We start from the raw sequence: 19844 nt of genomic DNA on the forward strand, positions 1-19844 counted from the left end.
CAGCTGCTTTTTTGCGGTTATTTTAAGGTTTCTACTTTTGTCGGCTTCCAGCCTTTTTTGTCTTTCCAAGTGATGGTGACCTGATACTTTTTGCCGTTCGTTTTGTCTAAAACTTTCCCCTTCGCATCTTGCGGGCTTCCATTGTTTCCGAGCCACAGCACTGTCATATGATCTTTTGACACGCCTGTTGCGTAAGAGATGGCGTCAAGCATTTCGGACCAGTCTTCAGAGCTTGAGTCATACGTCGCCGTATGTTCTCCCGTCTGCTTTGTGCCGACCGCTTTCCATTTTGGGTTAACAATTGTTTTCTCGACATCGCTTGATGAGCCGCCCTCTGTTATTTTTGCGCCTTTAAAAGGATCGCTTGAATCAGAGTCTTTTTTGCTGCTGTCATCACTTTTCGATGAATCATCGTCTTTTTTGCTGTCAGAGTCTGAAGATGAATCAGATGTGTCCTTATCCTGTTTATCTTTTTTGTCATCGTCTGATGCCGTATCTTTTTTGCTGTCTTTTATGTCTTCATCGGATGTCTGCTTCGTCTTGCCTGATGCAGGTGTTTCCTGCTTCTGGCTCGTGTCCGCTTTTTCGCTCACGTCGCTCGACGGACTGTTAATGAAGAGGCTGACGGCAACGACGACAATAAGAATAGATACGATAGCAATTAAAATGTTAAGCACCATATTTGCTTTTCTGCGCTTATCACGGTTTTCAAAACGAGATTGTTTATTGCTCAATCATTCTGCACTCCTTTATCCCTCTTGCTCAGCATATATTTTAACATGGGCTGAGCGGTTGTTCTATGTCTGATTTATTTCATTTTCATGTACCTTTTTAACAATATCATAAAACACTGTATTTGTCAGAGCCTTATCCCCCGGCGTGTCCATGTGCAGCACCACGAGAGCATATTTCGGCTTGTCCGCGGGAAAGTATCCCGCAAACCATTTGTGGTAAAGCGTCTGTTTTTCTTTTGTAAACATTCCCGTCTGGGCCGTTCCCGATTTGCCTGCTATCTCATACGGCAGATCCTGAAACCTTCGGCCGGTTCCTTTCGGTGAGGTGACGACTTCTCTGAGAATTTTTTGAAGCTGCTGCGCCGTATATTTGTCGATGTTTTCCCCTTTTAACGGCTGATCTTTGAATAACGCCATCGTCGTTTTGTTTTTGTATTCAATTTTGTCCGCGATTTTGACTTGTTTTTTTTCACCGCCGCGCGCGATCGCCGCCATCATATTGGCGACTTCAAGAGGCGTGACTTTCACGTTTTTTTGCCCGATCGCCGTCTGTGCGACGGCTTTTTTTACGGTTTTGTCTTTGTCATCTCCCCAAATGACCCCGCTTTTTTCATTATACAGCTGCCTGAATCCGTCTTCCCGGTACAGCTTGCCTTCCCAGCCCGCCCGCTGGGTGAGACCAAGTTTTTCCGCCATGTTTTCAATAACGGAATCATCTTTTTTGATCAATTTTTCCGCAAGGCTTGTAAACGTATAATTGCAGCTTTGGGCAAAGCTTTCTCCAAAACTGAGCGTGCCTTTGTCATCCCCCGGCTCTCCGTACAGGTTGAGATTGCAGTTAAAGGATGTGCCCGGCTTCACTTCGTTTTGTTCTATTGCGGCTGCGGCGATCACCGTTTTAAATACTGATCCCGGATAAGTCGGCGTCAGCATGTAATTTTGCAGTGTCTGCTGCTTTGACATGTCGGCGTCAGGCTTTGATACCATTCCGAGCACACTGCTTTTTTCAATGTCTAAAAGGACGGCTCCCCCCTTTTTTAACCCGCGGTCTTTCAATACATCTTCCATTGCTTTTTGAATATTACGGTCGATGGAGGTTTTGACTTGCAGCGGATAAAACGCGTTTGCTTCAGCCGTATATTTGACGTCCATTCCGAATAAAGGGTTTCCCCTTCCGTCGACATGATACAAAAGTTTTGTGTCCTGATCCGCCAGTAAAAACTCATCAAACGTCCGCTCCATCCCGCTTGTCCCGATCTTTGCCGTGATCGGCAGTTCCTTCCTGCCGGGGTATTTCTTTTTCAAAAGCTCAGGGTCCTGGTTTGTCGCGCCCAACAGATGAGCGGCTATGTTTGTTTCTTTGCTGTCTTTCATATATACGCCGTAAATGCCGGGATATTTCAAAGAATTGATATTTGACACGGATTGTTTCGTCAAATGTTTTATTTTTCTGCTGTTCAGGACCACCGGTTTTTTCGCTTCCGTGAGCAGCTGCCTGAGCTCCCCCTGTTTCATTCCGAGAATGTCTGATACCCGGTCAACCGGCCAATCCTGCGTCACGAGAAAGGGAAACAGTATGACGGCAGGCTGCTTTTTTCCGGTCAGTTCTTTGCCGTTCCGATCAAGAAAAGAGCCGCGTCCATCTGAAATAAGGACTTCTTCCGTCCGCTGCTTGACGCTTTCCTGAATCAGATTAATATTGGATTTTGAAAAAGATTCTGTAAAAAACAACTGAATTTCAGCCAGCCTCGCAAGCAGAAAGAAAAACACAAGCAGAAAACAAATCACGGCCGTTTTCAGCCTTTTTGATACGATCATAAAAAACACCTCATCCACATTTTGGACGAGGTGTTTCATTGTTAAACGGATCTTATGAAATTTTCACAATTTTCACGAGCATTTCTCCGCCCGGCGTCTGAACTGTCACTTCTTCGTCCACTTTTCTGCCGAGCAGGCTTTTGGCGATTGGCGAGTCGTTTGAAATTTTCCCTTCAAACGGATCGGCTTCAGCGCTTCCGACAATCGTGTAAGATTCTTCTTCACCGTCCGGCAATTCGATGAATGATACGGTTTTTCCCAAACCGACTACATTTGAACCGCCGTCGTCCTCGATGATTTTCGCATTGCGGATCATGTTTTCAAGCGTCGTGATGCGCCCTTCCACAAATGCCTGTTCTTCTTTTGCAGAATCATACTCAGAGTTCTCTGACAGATCTCCGAAGCTTCTTGCGATTTTAATTCGTTCTACTACTTCTTTACGTTTAACCGTTTTCAATTGCTCTAATTCTTGTTCTAGTTTTTGTTTTCCTTCGTGAGTCATCGGAAAAACTTTTTCTTGTGCCATGTTCCTTCACTCCTTGGTGGTTGTCCCTCAACAATAACGTGTGATTATGTATGAGAGCATAAACGAAAAAATCAAGAATGAGAACACAGGGCAGTCCTCGTTCTTCTCTCCCATATAGGTACTGTTTATCTTAAACTGAATGTGTGTTTTCTGCAAATGTTTCGGTTTATAAACAGGGAAAGAAGGGAACTGTCTCATTCCCTTCCAGCCTATACATAATATGGTCTGAGTTATTTATGTCTATGCTATGGTATTACAAAATTGCATTTTGTTCAAGGATCGTTTGAATCTTCGTGACCATCAGATCAATTGCGACGTGGTTTTGTCCGCCTTCCGGAATAATGATGTCCGCGTAGCGTTTCGTCGGTTCAACAAACTGATTGTGCATCGGTCTGACGACGGACACATACTGCTCAATGACAGAATCGATTGAACGGCCTCTTTCGTTAATATCTCTCATAATCCGTCTGATGATACGGAGATCCGCGTCCGTGTCGACATAAAGTTTCATATCCATGAGGTCGCGAAGTCTTTTATCTTCGAGAACGAGAATGCCTTCCAGAATAATGACATCCTTCGGCTCAACCGGAATGGTTTCCTCAGAACGCGTATGCAGTTTATAATCATAAATCGGCTTTTCTATCGGCCGGTAATTCAAAAGCTCTTGAATATGCTCGATTAAATAGTCATTATCAAATGCGAGCGGGTGATCATAGTTTGTGTTCAGCCTTTCTTCAAACGGAAGATGGCTTTGGTCTTTATAATAAAGGTCTTGCTGGATCATTAAAATCGAGTGTCCTTTAAACTGTTCATAGATGGAACGGGTGACGCTTGTTTTTCCTGATCCGGAACCTCCTGCGATGCCTATAACTACAGGACTCTTACCCATTGGTGATTACTTCCCCTTTCTCATCATGTTGCTCGGATAAATCTTTTTGTCTACTTTAAATGTAACGATTTGCAGGGGATGGCGGGCAGCATCAAGCTCGTTTCCGTCTTCGTCCCAAATAGTGCCGACTGTGAATGTGAAATTGTCGATTTCAGGACCGAAAAATTCCACTTCGTCACCTTGTTTAAAGAAATTGCGCTGCTGGAGCGTCACCATTTGAGTTTCCTCGTTATACGCGAGCACGAGACCGGCAAAATCAAATGTTGTTTTCTTTCCGTGTTCGCCGAACATCTGCTCTTCATACCCGGGCGTGCCTTCAAAGAAAGCAGGCGCGGTATCCCGGTTTGCACATTTGTCCAGCTCATCCAGCCATTCTTTTTGAATGACAAAGTTTTCAGGATCAGCGCAGTATGCGTCGATGACTTTGCGATACACGCTGACAACCGTCGCAACGTAATGAATCGATTTCATCCGGCCTTCAATTTTCAGGCTGTCGATGCCCATCTCGATCATTTGCGGAATGGATTCAATCAATTTTAAATCTTTCGGGCTCATCGCAAACGGAGCGTCTTCTTCGTCATAGAGCGCGACCGCGTTTGCACCGTCTGTCTGATACAGGTCATAATCCCAGCGGCAGGACTGACAGCAGCCGCCGCGGTTGGAATCCCGGGCCGTCATGTGATTGCTCAGCACGCATCGGCCTGAATAAGCGATACACATGGCACCGTGGATAAAGGTTTCAATTTCAATATCCACCTTTTCCTTCATTTCTTTAATTTCCAGTCCGCTCGTTTCACGGGCAAGCACCACGCGGTCAAGCCCTTCTTCTTTCCAGAACTGCACCGCTTTCCAGTTGGAAAGGGACTGCTGTGTACTGAGGTGAATTTCTACGTCCGGGGCCACTCTCCGGCATGTTTCAATAATCAGCGGATCAGCGACGATAATTCCGGCAACTTTTGCGTCTCCCAACGCTTTTAAGTATTCTTCCAGACCGTCCATATTTTCATTATGGGCGAAAATGTTTGTTGTCACATATATTTTTGCCCCGTATTTTTTGGCAAATTCTACGCCCTCTGCGATTTCTTCTATTGAGAAGTTATCCGCATTTGAGCGGAGTCCGTATTCCTGTCCTCCGATAAAAACCGCGTCCGCTCCGTAATGAACGGCAATTTTTAATTTTTCAAGGTTTCCTGCCGGAGCAAGGAGTTCAGGTTTTTTCGTAATGACGCGTTTTCCGTTTACGACTTTGGAAATGGTTTGATTTACGGCTGTCATCCGTTGCACCCTCCTTTTTAATAGACCGTTTCTTTAAAGAAGAATCCTGTGTCGATGCTTCTGTTCACAGGCTGAATGCTTTCAATCCGCTCTATCCAGCTCTCTTTTTTCTCTTCGTATGTCTCCCGGCTTTCGAAGCACAGATCGATTGCTTCTCTGTACATGCGGGTCACTTCAGTTAAGTATTCAGGAGACTTCAAAACTCCGTCGATTTTGAAAGAATCGATGCCGGCGTCCATCAGGTCCTCTAATTCATCAATCATGCACACATCGTTCGGGCTCATGATGTGCGTGCCGTTTTCATCTTCAAAAATCGGATATTTATTGCCCCGTTCTTTGTCATGCAGAAACATCCCCGCTTCTTTTTTCTTCTGTTCGATGTCCATGACTTTACCCTGGTATTCAAAGTAATGGCCCACTAAAGAACGCTTCGATTGGAACATGCACGTCATGCCGTGGATTTGAATTTCAATTTCCACTTCGGCGTTTTCTTTTATGTCAATGATGCTGTCCATATTTAATTCCTTAGCCAGCACTGCCCGCCGTGCGCCTTTGCGTCCCCAGTAATTGCAGGAGTAGTAGTTGGTTCCCGTTGTTTCCGTGCTCCAGTGCAGTTTAAGCTCGGGAGCCGCTTCACGCGCCGCCATTAAAACGGCCGGATCACCGAAAACAGCCGCATCAACGCCGGCCTCCTGCAAAAAGGCAAGATAGCCGTTCAGCTCGTCCACTTTTTCGTTGTGAAAAATAGCATTGACGGCGGCGTACACTTTCGCGCCTTCCTGATGAGCTGTCTTTACGGCTTCTTTTATATCTTCTCTTGAAAATTCACCGGCCAGTCTCAGGCCGTATCTCTGTTCTCCGACTAACAGGGCCGTTGCGCCCGCTTGAATGAGCGGAAGAATATCCTGTACAGAAGTCGGAGTCACCAAAAGTTCAGGTTTTTTCATGATCCTTCACCTCTTCTTTTTACTGATGGCGATGCCGTCTCCGACCGGCAGTATGACCGTTTGATAGTCAGGCCGGCCCATCAGCCATTGGTTATATTGATCAATTTTTTCAACAAGCTTCCGTCTTCTTTTCGGCTCAATGTCCGAGTGATTTTGTGCCACCAGTCCTTTAAACAGAACATTGTCCGTAAAAATGACTCCATCCGGCGCAAGCATCGGTTCATAGAGCTCAAAAAAGTTCGTGTACTGGCCTTTGGCCGCGTCGATAAAAATGGCATCATAAGGAGCCGTGACACGGACAGACTCAGAAAGTTCCAGCGCATCCCCGTGCATTACGTGAATCCGGTTTTCCATTTCGAAGTCTTTTATATTGTTCACAGCTTCTTCATAGCGTTTGTCGTCCCGTTCAATCGTGTAAATATTCGCACCCGGAAGCTCAAGCGCCATCCGTATGGCGGAATATCCGATTGCCGCGCCGATTTCCAAAATGTTTTTCGCCTGTTGAATCGACAGCATTTGAAGCAGCACTTCAATGCCCGCTTCTTCCATAATCGGAACATGGTGCTCTTTTGCATAGGCTTCAAGCTTTTTCACTTTATCAGGCCGAGGCTTCAGCATCGCGTTTATATACTCGTTTATTTGTTCATACCGATCATTCACGGCAAACAGCCTCCGTTCTAAAAAGGAGTGCCCCTGACGAATCCGCGGGGACACTCTCTTAAGACACTTCTTTATCCATAAGTAAACAACCCGATATATTTTATCATAAAACCTTTCAGAATGGAATAAAAGGAGAGCTTTTGCCCTCCTTTTATTCGCTGTCTTTTTTGGAAATATACTTTTCCTTCGCTTTATTATGGTCTTTTAATGTTTTGGTGAAAACGACCTCGCCGTTTGATTTTGCAAGGAAATAGAGATAATCCGTTTTGTCAGGGCGGAGAGCCGCTTCCCATGATGAATCACCGGCATTTGCAATCGGTCCCGGCGGCAGCCCCTTATGTTTATACGTATTAAACGGAGAATCAATTTTCAGGTCTTTGTAGTAGACCCGGCTTTTATGCTTACCGGCCGCATATAATACCGTCGGGTCAGTCTGCAGCGGCATTTTTTCTTCGAGCCTGTTGTAAAAAACGCTGGCGATTTTGTGACGGTCAGCTTTGGCGGTGGCTTCTTCTTCAATTAGCGATGCCATTGTCAGCGCGTTATGAACGGAAAGTTTCTTTTTTTCCAGTTCAGATTTATACGTTTCGATACGGGCGTTTGTTTCCTGAACCATTGCCGTCAAAATCGTGTCAAGCGATGCATCCGGATCATTAAACGGATATGTGGCCGGATACAGATAGCCTTCTAGCGGATGCTTGAGCTTCTTGTTTGAAAGCGCGTCCGTTATCGTATCAGGAAACTGTTTCTTCAGTTTGCCGATGAATGTTTTGTCATCCAGTTTCGCCATGATCTCTTCTTTAGAATATGATGTTTCTTTTGCGATCGCCTCTGCAATCTGCGTAAGCTGTTTTCCTTCAGGAACGGAGATCTGAAAAGCATATCCCGTTGATCCCGCGGTCAGTTTTTTGATAATCGCATCCGCATCCATTCCTTTATTCAGGTGGTAAAATCCCGCCTGAAACCCGGAAGCGCCTTTATACTTCACATACAGCTGAAATGCTTTTTTGCTTTTGATGACATGCTGATCCTCAAGAATTTCAGCGATTGCCGAAACGGAAGAACCGCTCGGAATATTAATATTGACTGCCGTTTTGCTGCCTTTGTCAACCGGAGACAGCAGAGATTTTCCATAGAAAAAAGCACCGCAAATGATGATAAGCAGAGCGATCACGGAGGACAGTATTATCGTCGTTTTTTTGTTTTTACGCGGAAATGAATGTTTAGTCTGATTGATATTCATACAAGTATTTTCCTCCCAACAGCTCTTATACTACATGATTCATGTGCATTCGGCAATTTATTACAAAAAAAAGCCGAAGCGCATATGCGCTCCGGCTTTTTCCGTTCATTTTATTCTTCGTCTTCTTCCGCTAAAAACGTGTTCAGCGTTTCTTCGATCATTTCCCACTCTTCATCGGTTTCAATCGGCATCAATTCGCCGTCTTCACCGTTTTCGTTCGGTTCGAAGCTTGAAGCGTGAATTTCGATTTCATCATCGTCTTGAGCATCAATCGGATAATAAAGTACGTAAGATTTGTTGAATGTGTCGTTTTCAAATGTGAACAGCACTTCGCAAAGCTGTTCGTTGCCTTGATCATCGACAATTGTAATGTGTTTTTCGCCGTGTTCCATTTTTTTCACCTCTTAGTTTAAACTGTCCAGATATCCTTGAAGGATCATGACAGCCGCCATTTTATCAATGACTTTTTTTCGTTTTTGCCTGCTGACGTCAGCCGCGATCAGCATTTTTTCAGCCGCCATCGTCGTCAGACGCTCGTCCCACAGCACAACAGGGACATTGTACGCTGTTTCAAGCAGTTTCGCAAATGTTTGGCTGGCTTCGCCTCTCGGACCGATCGTCCCGTTCATGTTTTTCGGAAAACCGAGCACGATCTTCTCTACATTATAGTCTTTCATCAGCTCGGATAAACGGTCCAGACCGTAATCTCCTTCAGCCTCGTTTATTTTTATCGTCTCAATGCCTTGAGCGGTCCAGCCCATTTCATCGCTTAAAGCTACGCCGAGTGTTTTCGTTCCAAGATCAAGTCCCAATATTCTCATGAATGTATTTACGCCTCTTTATGCTGTTCTAGATAGGATTTTACCAATTCCTCGATTAATTCGTCACGTTCCAGTTTGCGAATTAAGTTCCGGGCGTCGCGATGCCTAGGAATGTATGCAGGATCTCCAGACAGCAAGTATCCGACAATCTGGTTGATAGGATTGTACCCCTTTTCCTGAAGCGCATCATATACCGTAATCAGCACTTCTTCGACGTTTGTTTCAGCAGAATCATCGGAGAAATTAAATTTCATCGTTTTATCAAACGAGCTCACCGTTTTGCACCTCTTTCCCAAATTCGCAGGCAAAGTTCAGCCTGAGGTCCTCATCTTATCATCATTCTACACTAGTTGAAAGGATTATAAAACGGATTTTATCCAATCTTCCGCAGATGCGAGCGCCTCTTCCAATTTTTCAGGCTGCTTTCCGCCGGCCTGCGCCATGTCCGGACGGCCTCCGCCTCCGCCTCCGCAGACTTCAGCCGCTTGTTTGACCATTTTGCCGGCATGAAGGCCTTTTTCGATCAGGTCTTTCGTCACGCCTGCTGAAAGGTTGACTTTCTCATTTTGCACGGCGCCGAGAATGATGACCGCAGAACCGAGCTTCGCTTTCAGATCATCCACCATAGTGCGAAGGTGGTTCATGTCTTTCGCATTTACTTTTTCAGCCAGCACTTTTACGCCGCCGATGTCTTTTACTTTAGACAGAATGGCTCCGGCTTCCACATTGCCAAGTTTGCTGAGCAATGATTCATTTTCTCTTTGCGCTTCCTTCAGCTCCGCTTGAAGAGACTGAATTCGCTTCGGTACGTCTTTTACGTTTGATTTCAGCTCGTCCGCAGCGTGCTGCAGAAGGCTGAGCTGGCTGTTCATTTCCTGATAAGCGCCTTTTCCTGTTACGGCTTCAATTCTTCGCGTCCCTGCGCCGATCCCTGATTCGGATACGATTTTAAACAGGCCGATTTCAGCCGTATTCGTAACATGGCATCCGCCGCAAAGCTCAAGGCTGTAATCTCCGACTTGTACGACGCGGACGATATCGCCGTATTTCTCGCCGAACAGGGCCATCGCGCCCATTTCTTTCGCTTCATTGATCGGTTTCAAATCAATCGCTACCGGAATGCTCTCCCAGATTTTTTCGTTGACGATTCCTTCAATGCGTTCAAGTTCTTCTTTCGTCACTTGACCGAAATGAGAGAAGTCAAAACGCAGACGGTTTTCGGTAACGAGTGAACCCGCTTGGTTGACATGTGTGCCGAGAACGTCTTTCAGCGCCTGGTGCAGAAGGTGGGTAGCCGTATGGTTTTTCACCACGCCGCTTCTCATTTGATCTTCAACTTCAGCCGTCACGCTTGCGCCTTTTTGAATCGTGCCGCTAGCCACCGTGCCTTCGTGTACATGCTGACCGTTCGGAGCTTTTTTCACGTCTTTAATGGTTACGACAGCCTGCTCGCTTCTCAGCACTCCTCTGTCACCGATCTGTCCGCCGCTTTCAGCATAGAAAGGCGTTTTGTCAAGAAGGATTTGGACGGTATCCCCTTCATGCGCCTCACTGATTAATTGCCCGTCATGAAGAAGCTCGATCACCTTCGCTTCAGCTTTTACGGCACTGTAGCCGACAAATGTGCTTTCTGCGGTAATGTCGCGCAATGCGCCGCCCTGAACCTGCATGCTTCCTACATCTTGGCGCGCATTTCTCGCCCGTTCACGCTGTTTTTCCATTTCGGCTTCAAAGCCTTTATGGTCAACCGTCATTTGCTCATCTTCCGCGTATTCCTCCGTCAATTCAACCGGGAATCCGTACGTATCGTACAGTTTGAATACGTCTTTTCCGGAGATGATGCCGCTGCCTTTTTCCTTCTCTTTCTTTATCACGTCGGATAAAATGGCCAGACCTTCGTTTAATGTTTCGTGGAAGCGCTCTTCCTCCGTTTTGATGACTTTGGCGATAAACTCTTGCTTTTCTTTCACCTCCGGATAGAAAGCGTCCATAATTCCTGCAACAGTCGGCACCAGTTCGTACATAAACGGACGGCTGATACCGATGGTTTTCGCGTATCGCACTGCCCGGCGCAAAAGGCGTCTCAGTACATACCCGCGCCCTTCATTTGACGGCAGAGCTCCGTCGCTTACCGCAAATGCGACCGTTCTGATATGATCGGCGATCACTTTAAAGGCCGTATCCTTCACTGCGTCCTTTCCGTAAGCATCTCCGGAAATGCGCTCTGTTGCTTCAATAATCGGCATAAACAAATCAGTGTCAAAGTTTGTCGGGACATCCTGAATCACGGAGACCATCCGTTCAAGCCCCATGCCCGTATCAATGTTTTTCTTCGGAAGCGGTGTGTACGTGCCGTCCGGGTTGTGGTTGAACTCTGAGAATACCAGGTTCCATACTTCAAGATAACGATCATTTTCGCCGCCCGGATACAATTCAGAATCTGACGGGTCATTGCCGTATTTCTCGCCGCGGTCATAGAAAATTTCCGTATTCGGTCCGCTCGGGCCTTCGCCGATATCCCAGAAGTTCCCTTCCAGACGGATGATTCTTTCTTCCGGAACGCCGATTTTTTCCGCCCATAGCGTATAAGCTTCTTCATCCTCAGGGTGAACCGTTACAGACAGCAGCTCCGGATCAAAGCCGATCCACTTTTCGCTCGTTAAAAACTCCCATGCCCACGTGATCGCTTCTTCTTTAAAATAATCACCGATGGAAAAGTTTCCGAGCATCTCAAAGAACGTGTGGTGGCGCGCCGTTTTCCCCACATTTTCAATATCATTTGTTCGAATTGATTTTTGCGCGTTTACAATTCTCGGATTCTCCGGCACAACGCGGCCGTCAAAGTATTTTTTCAGCGTCGCAACGCCGCTGTTGATCCATAATAAAGACGGATCTTCATGCGGAACCAATGAGGCGCTCGGTTCAACGGCATGGCCTTTTTCTTTAAAGAAATCTAAAAACATTTGACGCACTTCAGCAGAAGTTAAGTGTTTCATCTATATTCCTCCTTATCACTACCCGAAATTCTCTTTTGCGACAGCAAAAAAGCTCTCTCCCTATGCAAACCATGCGTTCACACAGGGACGAGAGCTGTCTCGCGGTACCACCCTGATTACAGGCCGAAAAAGGCCTGTCACCTTTCATCCCGTAACGCAGGACTGCGGCAGCCTTTAACTGCACTCAGGATTAGCTTCGGCCGATCTTCTGCTGAAGCTCCTTTCAGCGTATCGGAGCTTCTCTCTTAAACAGGGCTTCGGCGTACTCATATCCGTCACTCGAGATTCGTATGTATTCTACTCGAAATTATAGACAAGCAGAACCCGAATGTCAATGTTCCGTCCTGATCCGCAAAAAGTGTATGGCCGTCACTTTTAAAACGGCTGCCGCCGGAACAGCGAGAATCATGCCGGGAATGCCCGCGAGCTCTCCTCCGGCAAGGAGCGCCAGCATGATCACGACGGGATGCATTCTGAGACTGCGCCCGACAATAAGCGGGCTCAAAATGTTTCCTTCTATAAATTGAAGAATAAAAATCGTGACGATTACGATGATCACAGCTTTAGCAGAAATCGCCAGCGCAAGGAGCAGCGCCGGTACAGCGCCGATAAACGGACCGAAATACGGGATGACATTCGTAATCCCGATGGCAAGGCCCAAAATCAGCGGGTAAGGAAGCCCGAACAGCCAAAATGAAACGCCGGCTATTAGCCCGAGCAAAAAACAAACGAGAAGCTGACCGCGGATGTAATCACCGAGAGAGTCGTCCACATCCCGCAGAAATTCACTCCCCCTTTTTCTCCAGGACTTCGGCGTCAAATACCAGACTGTCTTTTTCATGACGTCTATATCCTTCACCATATAGAACACGAGAAAAGGAATCGTCGCCGCGATCAGGATATAATCAAGCACGAAACGGATGCTTCTGATCGTGCTTTCAATCGTGCCGGCAAGAAACGTTTCTGTCTGCTGAATCATTTTGTCCATTCGATGGTGCATGCCGTCAGGCCAATGATCCGTGTGATTATGCAGATGCTTCAGCATGCTGTTGTAGTTTTTGGCAAGACCGGGAATGCTCTCAGACAGATCCTGCAGCTGTTCAATTAAAACAGGAACCCCTTTATAAACCCCCCAGCCGATTCCGCCGAAAAACAGGCAATAAATCAGAAGCAGGCTTAAAGTTCTAGGCATCCCTTTTCTATGAAGCCATTCAGTAATCGGAAGTAAAAGATAAGCAATAAATACTGCGATGAATATAGGAATAAAGAGAGATTTTATAACAAGCCAAATGGGAGACCATAACATATCGAGCATGCAAAAGACATACACTGTTAACAAAACGAGCAGACATACAGCCGTCCACATTAAGAGCTGCAGCGGTTTTTGAAGCATGACGTTTCACCTCTTGCTTTATCTTTTGACAGAAAGCCGGAATTATTCCCGTTTCATAAACTCCGCCTTATGACGCAGACCTCTTGACGGAAACAATTATCAGAAATTACAAAATAATCTAAATAATATTCATAAAAATCTGCATAACTATCGTAATGTGTTAAAGGGTTTTAAAACTGTCCAGTCAATATGACTCATGTTTTTTAAGGAGGATGGCCATGATTTCATTTCAGGATGTAAATAAGCACTACGGACATTTCCACGTGCTGAAAAACATTAATCTGCACATTAAAAAAGGGGAAGTCGTCGTTATCATCGGACCTTCAGGATCGGGAAAAAGCACGCTTCTCCGCTGCATTAATCAGCTGGAAACAGTTGATGGAGGCGCCTTAACGGTAAACGGCGTCTCCATCCATGACAAGAAAACGGATATAAATAAGGTCCGCCGCAATATCGGCATGGTGTTTCAGCATTTTCATCTGTACCCGCACAAAACCGTTCTGCAAAACATCATGCTCGCACCGATCAAAGTGCTAAAGCAATCAAAAGAAGAAGCAAAAGAAACGGCCTTATACTATTTGAAAAAAGTCGGTATACCGGAAAAAGCGGACGCTTATCCTTCACAGCTTTCCGGCGGCCAGCAGCAGCGTGTCGCCATCGCCAGGGGGCTTGCGATGAAGCCCGAAATTATGCTGTTTGATGAACCCACATCTGCGCTTGATCCGGAAATGATCGGGGAAGTGCTGGATGTCATGAAAACACTCGCAAAGGAAGGCATGACCATGGCAGTCGTCACACATGAAATGGGATTCGCAAAAGAAGTGGCGGACCGCATCGTGTTTATCGACGGCGGAGCCATCTTAGAAGAAGCTGCACCGGCTGAATTTTACGAAAGCCCCCGTGAAGAGAGGGCGCGTTTATTCTTAAGCCGTATTTTAAATCACTGAAAAGAAACGGAGGAGCGCTTATGTCACGCGTAACAAAATGGCTGTCATTCGGATTGATATCACTGCTGGCCGTCTTTATGCTGGCCGCCTGCGGAGGGAAAGAAACGTCCGGAGATTCAAAAGGAACGGGAAAAGACACGTTAGCCTCTATTAAAGACAGAGACAAAATCATCTTCGGCGTCAAAACCGACACGAGGTTATTCGGGCTGAAAAACCCAAGCTCCGGTGATATTGAAGGCTTCGATATTGATATCTCAAAACAGCTCGCAAAAGATATTCTGGGGGATGAGAAGAAAGCGGAATTTAAAGAAGTAACGTCAAAAACGAGAATTCCGATGCTGCAAAACGGCGATATCGACGCCATCACCGCCACGATGACGATAACGGATGAGCGGAAAAAAGAAGTTGATTTCTCAGATGTTTATTTTGAAGCCGGGCAATCCCTGCTCGTCAAAAAAGGAAGCAGCATCAAAAGCACCAAAGACCTGGGAAAAGGCTCAAAAGTATTGGCGGTAAAAGGCTCTACTTCCTCACAAAACATCAGAGAAAAAGCGCCTGACGCCTCAGTGCTGGAATTTGAAAATTACGCCGAAGCGTTCACTGCGCTTAAAGCGGGACAGGGAGATGCGCTCACAACCGATAATGCGATTTTATACGGCATGGCAGATGAAAATAAACAATATCAGCTGACAGGCGAAACCTTCACCGATGAACCTTACGGAATCGCCGTCAAAAAAGGCCAATCCGGACTCATCAAGGAAATCAACGCCTCTTTGAAAAAAATGAAAGCCGACGGCAGGTACGAAAAAATCTATAAAAAATGGATTAAAGAAGAACCGGCAAAATAGAAAGGACCGCGGGATGAGCAGGCATGCTCATCCCCGTTTTATAAGGAGTGACATAGATGAACTTTTCAATTTTAACGGAAAACTTCGATATGTATATGGACGGTTTCCTGCACACATTGCTTGCGAGCTTTATCGCGCTGGCAGGCAGCTTTGCGCTGGGCGTTCTGATCGCAGTCATGAGAATCACGGCTTTCAAACCTCTTCAATGGATCGGCACTGCGTATGTGGAATTTATCCGGAACATCCCGCTTCTCCTCATCACATTCGTTTTTTATTTCGGACTTCCGAACGCCGGGCTGAGACTGGACGGCTTTCAGGCGGGAACGATTGCGCTGACGATATACACGTCCGCCTTTATCGCAGAAGCCATCAGAGCCGGAATTCAGACTGTCTCAAAAGGGCAGATGGAAGCGGCCAGATCGTCAGGCTTCACATACAGTCAGGCGATGAGATATATCATTCTTCCTCAGGCCGTAAAAATCGTGATTCCGCCGCTCGGAAACCAATTTCTCAACCTTGTCAAAAACTCATCAATACTCGGAGTGGTGGCGGGACTCGATTTGATGTATCAGGCGGATCTCGTTTCCTCAAGCACTCTTGTCGTGTTTGATGTCTATATTTTCGTCGCGCTTTTTTATTTGATAGTAACGATCCCGCTCAGCATCGGGGTTCACTATTTGGAAAGACATCTCGGAAAGAGTTATTAGAGAAGGAGAGTGGAAAACATGGATTTTAGCGGCGCCTATACACCTGACCATCTGCTGTTTTTATGGGATGGCTTTTTGGTCACACTTTATGTTGCGCTGATCTCCATTGTCCTGAGTTTTATTTTCGGGCTTGCCGCCGGCACTTTGCGCTATGCGAAAATTCCTATCGTCTCGGGCATTATAGCGGCCATTGTGGAAACCATCCGCAACCTGCCGCTGTTATTAATCATTTTCTTTACGTTTTTTGCCCTTCCGGAAATCGGGATCAAACTGGAAATTACCGCGGCCGCCATTACGGCGCTGACGATTTTTGAATCGGCCATGCTGTCAGAAATCATCAGAAGCGGTTTGCAATCCGTTGACAAAGGACAGATTGAAGCGGCGCGTTCTTCAGGACTGACGTACACGCAGACTCTTTTTCTCGTCGTCATGCCGCAGGCGCTCAGGCGTATGGTTCCTCCGATTGTGAGCCAGTTTATTTCTTTATTAAAGGATACGTCACTTGCGGTCGTCATCGCTCTGCCCGAACTGATTCATAACGCGCAGATCTTAAACGGACAAAGCGCTGACGGAGGGTATTTTTTCCCGATCTTTCTGCTGGCGGCCCTGATGTATTTCGCGGTCAATTACAGCCTGTCTCTCGCAGCCAGACGGCTGGAAGCGAGACAAACGTAAAAAGGATACTTCCGGAGAAGTATCCTTTTTTCTGCTTAAAACATTTTCATGACTCGTCTTCTCATCCGTTTCATACCTTTTTTATTCAGCATATCGGATTGAGAAGCCATACGATACATAACGGCTCCAGCTCCTAAAGCCAACAGAGAGGTCATTGTTCTGCCCATCGCGCGTATCTCCTTTCAACTTTAAAAATTGATACTGCGTTCGTCTTCAGAAAACAAATCATCAAGACTGCTTAATGTGCCGTCTTCCTCTACTTGATGTGTCGCAATTTTGCCTTTGACCACCGTCAGCTCAATGAAGCAGCCCCAGCAATAGTATTGGTTTACGCCGATTTTGCCGATATCTTTACTTTTGCAGTTCGGACATACAAGCACAGACTACACCTCTTATCCGTTCAGGACGATGCCTTCTTTCCCCGCTTCAATAAGCGTATCGGCGGCGCGGCGCACTTGGCGTCTGCCAGCCAGATCTGAAAAGAAGCCGTCCGAGAGTTCATATGCTACGATTATGCCCCTGTCCAAACAAAAGTATACATCTTCCAGCAAACCGAACATTTCACCATCAGGCGATTTCACCGGCTGCATTTTAATCTGTTCAAAGGTGAAACAGCTCTTCGGCAAAGGCTGCAAATAAGCATGACCGGCAGCTACGGCTTCTTGATCCATCTCTTTTATATCACTTGCCTCTAAAAAAAGATGGCGGTTGTGAAACAGGCGTTTCTGCTCCAGCACGAAACCGAGAAACCGGCCGTCCAGAGAGAAACATACATCCGATATCATCCCGAGACTGCGCCCGGTGTTTTCGTCATATACTGTTCGTCCTTCAGCTGCATGGCATGTTCTCAAAATGTGATCAACCACCTTTTGTTGAACACGTATAGGTTTTGCCAAGAAGCCGGGCAGCATACTTTGAAATGACTTCCACAGGCGAAAACCCGGCGCATGTTTATACTCCGGGTTTTATTTACGCTTTTTCTTCCATAAAGTCAAACGGCGTGATGCCTTCCATTCCGATGTTCGCATCATATACACTGAACGGCAGCTCTTTTTGCAGGGCGGCCAGTTCTGCATCCATCTCTTCAGTCTGCTCTGTGAGCCTGTTTCTAAGCGACGTCTGTCTGACGGTTGCATCATTGTTTTTGACGCCCCATTCAAGCGCTTCTTCTTCTCCGCAAAGAATCAGAAATTTTTTCGCCCTTGTTATGGCGGTATAAAGCAGATTTCTCCTGAGCATTCGATAGTAGCCTTTGACGACAGGCAGGACGACAATCGGGAATTCGCTCCCCTGCGACTTATGAATGGAACAGCAGTACGCGTGGGTAAACTGGCTGAAATCCTTTTTCGTAAAGGTGATTTCATTGCCGTCAAACGAGACGACGACCATGTCTTCTTTTTCCGTATTTTCTTTGGCATAAAAAATGGATACGATTTCGCCGATATCGCCGTTAAACACATTGTTTTCCGGCTGGTTGACAAGCTGTAATATTTTATCGCCCGTCCTGTAGACGACATCACCGAATTTCAGCTCCCGCCTTTTTTCTTTCGGCGGATTCATGATGTCTTGAAGAAGCATATTCAGCTCGTTAATTCCCGCTTTTCCCCTGTACATCGGGGCCAGCACTTGAATATCCCTGGAGGTATACCCCTTTTTTAACGCGTTCGAAACGACCTGATCCACGACTTCTTTAATCTGTGAAGAATTACAGCGGATAAATGAGCGGTCCTTTGTCGGCGCGGTCAGCCCCTTTGGAAGCAGTCCTTTTTTCATATCATGCGCAAGTTCCACAATGGATGATCCTTCAGCCTGACGGTAAATATCTGTCAGGCGCACGGTCGGCAGCACCTCAGAAGCCAAAAGGTCTCTGAGCACCTGTCCCGGTCCTACTGAAGGAAGCTGGTCTTCATCACCGACGACAATGAGCTGAATGTGCTTAGGAAGCGCCTTAAACAAATGGCTGGCGAGCCAGATATCGAGCATACTCGCTTCGTCTATAATGATCAGTTTCCCTTCTATCGGCTGATCTTCATTGTAGGTAAAGCCTTCAGCGCCATTCCAGCCGAGCAGCCTGTGTATCGTAACAGCCGGCAGACCCGTAGATTCGCTCATCCGTTTTGCGGCTCTTCCCGTCGGCGCGGCAAGCAGCACCGGGAACGTCTCGTCTTTTTTATAATCACCGGGGTCAAGCGATACTCCGTGCAGTTCACTGTATAATTCCACGATTCCTTTAATAACGGTCGTTTTCCCCGTCCCAGGTCCTCCGGTCAGTAAAAGCATCGGTGAAGACAGCGCTTTTTGAATGGCATCCTTTTGGCTTGGCGCGTATTGAACATTCATCCGTTCTTCCAGTTCACCGAGTGCAAGCAGAAATTCCGATTCAGGAAATTGATCGGCATACTCCGTTTGAGCCGCAATGTCGAGCACGCGTTTTGCGACATTTTGTTCGGCGTAAAACAAGGACGGAAAATAGCAGCGTTCTCCTTCTATGACGATATCCTTACTCTCCCCGAGGGCGATGATGCCGTCAGCCGCATCCATTTCCGTGACGCGGCCGCCTTCAGCTGACTGATTCAGGAGCGTTTGCGTATTGATTATCAGCTGCTTTGTTTCTATGTACGTATGGCCCTCTGAAAGACAGGTTGATTCAATTGTATATAAGATAGCCGCTTTGATCCGCTCCGGGTGGTTTCCTGACAGACCCATTTTTCCGCCCAGCTCGTCAGCTTTCACAAAGCCGATGCCTTCAACGTCTTTTACAAGCTGATAAGGATTTTCCTGAATTTTCTCCAGTGTTTCCGTTTCGTAGGCCTGATATATTTTCATGGATAGCTGGGGCCCGAAACCGTATTGGTTCAGAGAGATCATAATCTGCTCAAGCCCCTGATGCCGCTGCAGCTCTCCGGCAAGCTTATCCGCTTTCTTTTTTGACATTTTCGGCACATCGTAAAGCACCGATGCATCCGTCAGAATTTTATTGAGCGCGCCGTCTCCGAGCTTTTTGACGATTTCTTCCGCCGTTTTTTTTCCGATTCCTTCAAACAGATCACTTGATAAATAGTGAATGATCCCTTCTTTTGTGGTCGGAATTTCTTTTTTAAAGTGTTCAGCCTGAAATTGCAGACCGAACTTAGGATGCGTGGCGGTTTTTCCGTAAAACGTGTAGGTCTCATCTTCTTGCAGCAGAGGGAAGTAGCCCGTTACGGATACGACCTTGTCTTCGATCGCCTCAGACGTTTCTGCAACCTTGACTTTCAGCACTGTATACAGGTTGGTGTCATTATGATAAATGACCGTATGAATGACGCCTTTTACATACGGCTGTTCTTCGATGTTCAGCTGATCCACGAGCCTTCCCTCCTTTT

At 46.5% G+C, this 19844-nt stretch carries 21 protein-coding genes and 1 other annotated feature; of the genes, 4 read left to right on the plus strand and 17 right to left on the minus strand.

Going from position 1 to position 19844, the window contains the following annotated elements; translation table 11 throughout:
* Positions 1–17 precede the first annotated feature (17 nt).
* The 13 genes from NYE42_RS13545 to NYE42_RS13605 all read right to left on the minus strand — a co-directional run bounded on the left by NYE42_RS13545 (position 18) and on the right by NYE42_RS13605 (position 13302).
* Complete coding sequence (locus NYE42_RS13545) at positions 18–734, minus strand: YrrS family protein (RefSeq protein WP_007408217.1); 717 nt, start codon at positions 732–734, stop codon at positions 18–20.
* A gap of 63 nt (positions 735–797) precedes the next feature.
* The gene (locus NYE42_RS13550; RefSeq protein ID WP_352426518.1) at positions 798–2552 is read right to left on the minus strand and encodes a penicillin-binding protein 2; all 1755 of its coding nucleotides are present in this window, start codon (positions 2550–2552) and stop codon (positions 798–800) included.
* A 52-nt stretch (positions 2553–2604) separates the two neighbouring features.
* Complete coding sequence (gene greA, locus NYE42_RS13555; RefSeq protein WP_003152766.1) at positions 2605–3078, minus strand: transcription elongation factor GreA; 474 nt, start codon at positions 3076–3078, stop codon at positions 2605–2607.
* A 253-nt stretch (positions 3079–3331) separates the two neighbouring features.
* Positions 3332–3967 carry a uridine kinase gene (udk, locus tag NYE42_RS13560; RefSeq protein ID WP_003152763.1) on the minus strand — a complete coding sequence of 212 codons (636 nt, stop codon included), beginning with the start codon at positions 3965–3967 and terminating at the stop codon, positions 3332–3334.
* A gap of 6 nt (positions 3968–3973) precedes the next feature.
* Positions 3974–5242, minus strand: coding sequence for a U32 family peptidase (locus NYE42_RS13565; RefSeq protein WP_241457580.1), 1269 nt, complete (start codon positions 5240–5242; stop codon positions 3974–3976).
* Positions 5243–5259: 17 nt separating this feature from the next.
* Entirely contained in the window at positions 5260–6189 is a 930-nt protein-coding gene (locus NYE42_RS13570; RefSeq protein WP_007408214.1) for a peptidase U32 family protein, read from the minus strand.
* Between the two features lie 6 nt (positions 6190–6195).
* Positions 6196–6849, minus strand: coding sequence for an O-methyltransferase (locus NYE42_RS13575; RefSeq protein ID WP_064107176.1), 654 nt, complete (start codon positions 6847–6849; stop codon positions 6196–6198).
* Positions 6850–7000: 151 nt separating this feature from the next.
* The gene (mltG, locus tag NYE42_RS13580) at positions 7001–8092 is read right to left on the minus strand and encodes an endolytic transglycosylase MltG (RefSeq protein WP_053573165.1); all 1092 of its coding nucleotides are present in this window, start codon (positions 8090–8092) and stop codon (positions 7001–7003) included.
* A 110-nt stretch (positions 8093–8202) separates the two neighbouring features.
* Entirely contained in the window at positions 8203–8484 is a 282-nt protein-coding gene (locus tag NYE42_RS13585; protein ID WP_003152751.1) for a DUF1292 domain-containing protein, read from the minus strand.
* Positions 8485–8496: 12 nt separating this feature from the next.
* Entirely contained in the window at positions 8497–8913 is a 417-nt protein-coding gene (gene ruvX / locus NYE42_RS13590; RefSeq protein ID WP_003152750.1) for a Holliday junction resolvase RuvX, read from the minus strand.
* A gap of 8 nt (positions 8914–8921) precedes the next feature.
* On the minus strand, positions 8922–9188 hold the full coding sequence (locus NYE42_RS13595) for an IreB family regulatory phosphoprotein (protein ID WP_003152749.1): 267 nt from the start codon (positions 9186–9188) through the stop codon (positions 8922–8924).
* Between the two features lie 84 nt (positions 9189–9272).
* Positions 9273–11909 (minus strand): alanine--tRNA ligase, encoded by a 2637-nt coding sequence (gene alaS / locus NYE42_RS13600; protein ID WP_007408211.1) that lies wholly within the window; start codon positions 11907–11909, stop codon positions 9273–9275.
* A gap of 80 nt (positions 11910–11989) precedes the next feature.
* Positions 11990–12197: a binding site (T-box leader), on the minus strand.
* A gap of 43 nt (positions 12198–12240) precedes the next feature.
* A complete protein-coding gene (locus tag NYE42_RS13605) occupies positions 12241–13302 on the minus strand; it encodes an AI-2E family transporter (RefSeq protein ID WP_007408210.1) in 1062 nt (353 codons plus the stop codon).
* Between the two features lie 218 nt (positions 13303–13520).
* On the opposite strand from NYE42_RS13605, the gene NYE42_RS13610 reads away from it, so the two are divergent.
* From NYE42_RS13610 to NYE42_RS13625, 4 genes are read left to right on the plus strand one after another with little or no spacing between them, the layout of a single operon-like run.
* The gene (locus tag NYE42_RS13610) at positions 13521–14249 is read left to right on the plus strand and encodes an amino acid ABC transporter ATP-binding protein (RefSeq protein ID WP_007408209.1); all 729 of its coding nucleotides are present in this window, start codon (positions 13521–13523) and stop codon (positions 14247–14249) included.
* Positions 14250–14269: 20 nt separating this feature from the next.
* Positions 14270–15097 (plus strand): transporter substrate-binding domain-containing protein, encoded by an 828-nt coding sequence (locus NYE42_RS13615; RefSeq protein WP_199022058.1) that lies wholly within the window; start codon positions 14270–14272, stop codon positions 15095–15097.
* A 56-nt stretch (positions 15098–15153) separates the two neighbouring features.
* On the plus strand, positions 15154–15804 hold the full coding sequence (locus NYE42_RS13620; RefSeq protein WP_199022059.1) for an amino acid ABC transporter permease: 651 nt from the start codon (positions 15154–15156) through the stop codon (positions 15802–15804).
* An 18-nt stretch (positions 15805–15822) separates the two neighbouring features.
* Entirely contained in the window at positions 15823–16479 is a 657-nt protein-coding gene (locus NYE42_RS13625) for an amino acid ABC transporter permease (RefSeq protein WP_015417903.1), read from the plus strand.
* A 35-nt stretch (positions 16480–16514) separates the two neighbouring features.
* Here the strand turns inward: NYE42_RS13625 and NYE42_RS13630 are convergent, their stop codons facing one another.
* The 4 genes from NYE42_RS13630 to NYE42_RS13645 form a co-directional block, all read right to left on the minus strand.
* The gene (locus NYE42_RS13630) at positions 16515–16646 is read right to left on the minus strand and encodes a YrzQ family protein (protein ID WP_003152741.1); all 132 of its coding nucleotides are present in this window, start codon (positions 16644–16646) and stop codon (positions 16515–16517) included.
* A 21-nt stretch (positions 16647–16667) separates the two neighbouring features.
* Positions 16668–16859, minus strand: a complete 192-nt coding sequence (locus NYE42_RS13635) for a hypothetical protein (protein ID WP_352426519.1) — start codon at positions 16857–16859, stop codon at positions 16668–16670.
* Between the two features lie 12 nt (positions 16860–16871).
* On the minus strand, positions 16872–17330 hold the full coding sequence (locus NYE42_RS13640) for a PRC-barrel domain-containing protein (RefSeq protein ID WP_072589404.1): 459 nt from the start codon (positions 17328–17330) through the stop codon (positions 16872–16874).
* Positions 17331–17448: 118 nt separating this feature from the next.
* A complete protein-coding gene (locus NYE42_RS13645) occupies positions 17449–19827 on the minus strand; it encodes an ATP-dependent RecD-like DNA helicase (protein WP_095352925.1) in 2379 nt (792 codons plus the stop codon).
* Between the last annotated feature and the right edge of the window lie 17 nt (positions 19828–19844).

This window comes from Bacillus sp. FSL K6-2865 (assembly GCF_040311405.1).
GTDB classification, from domain to species: Bacteria; Bacillota; Bacilli; order Bacillales; family Bacillaceae; genus Bacillus; species Bacillus velezensis.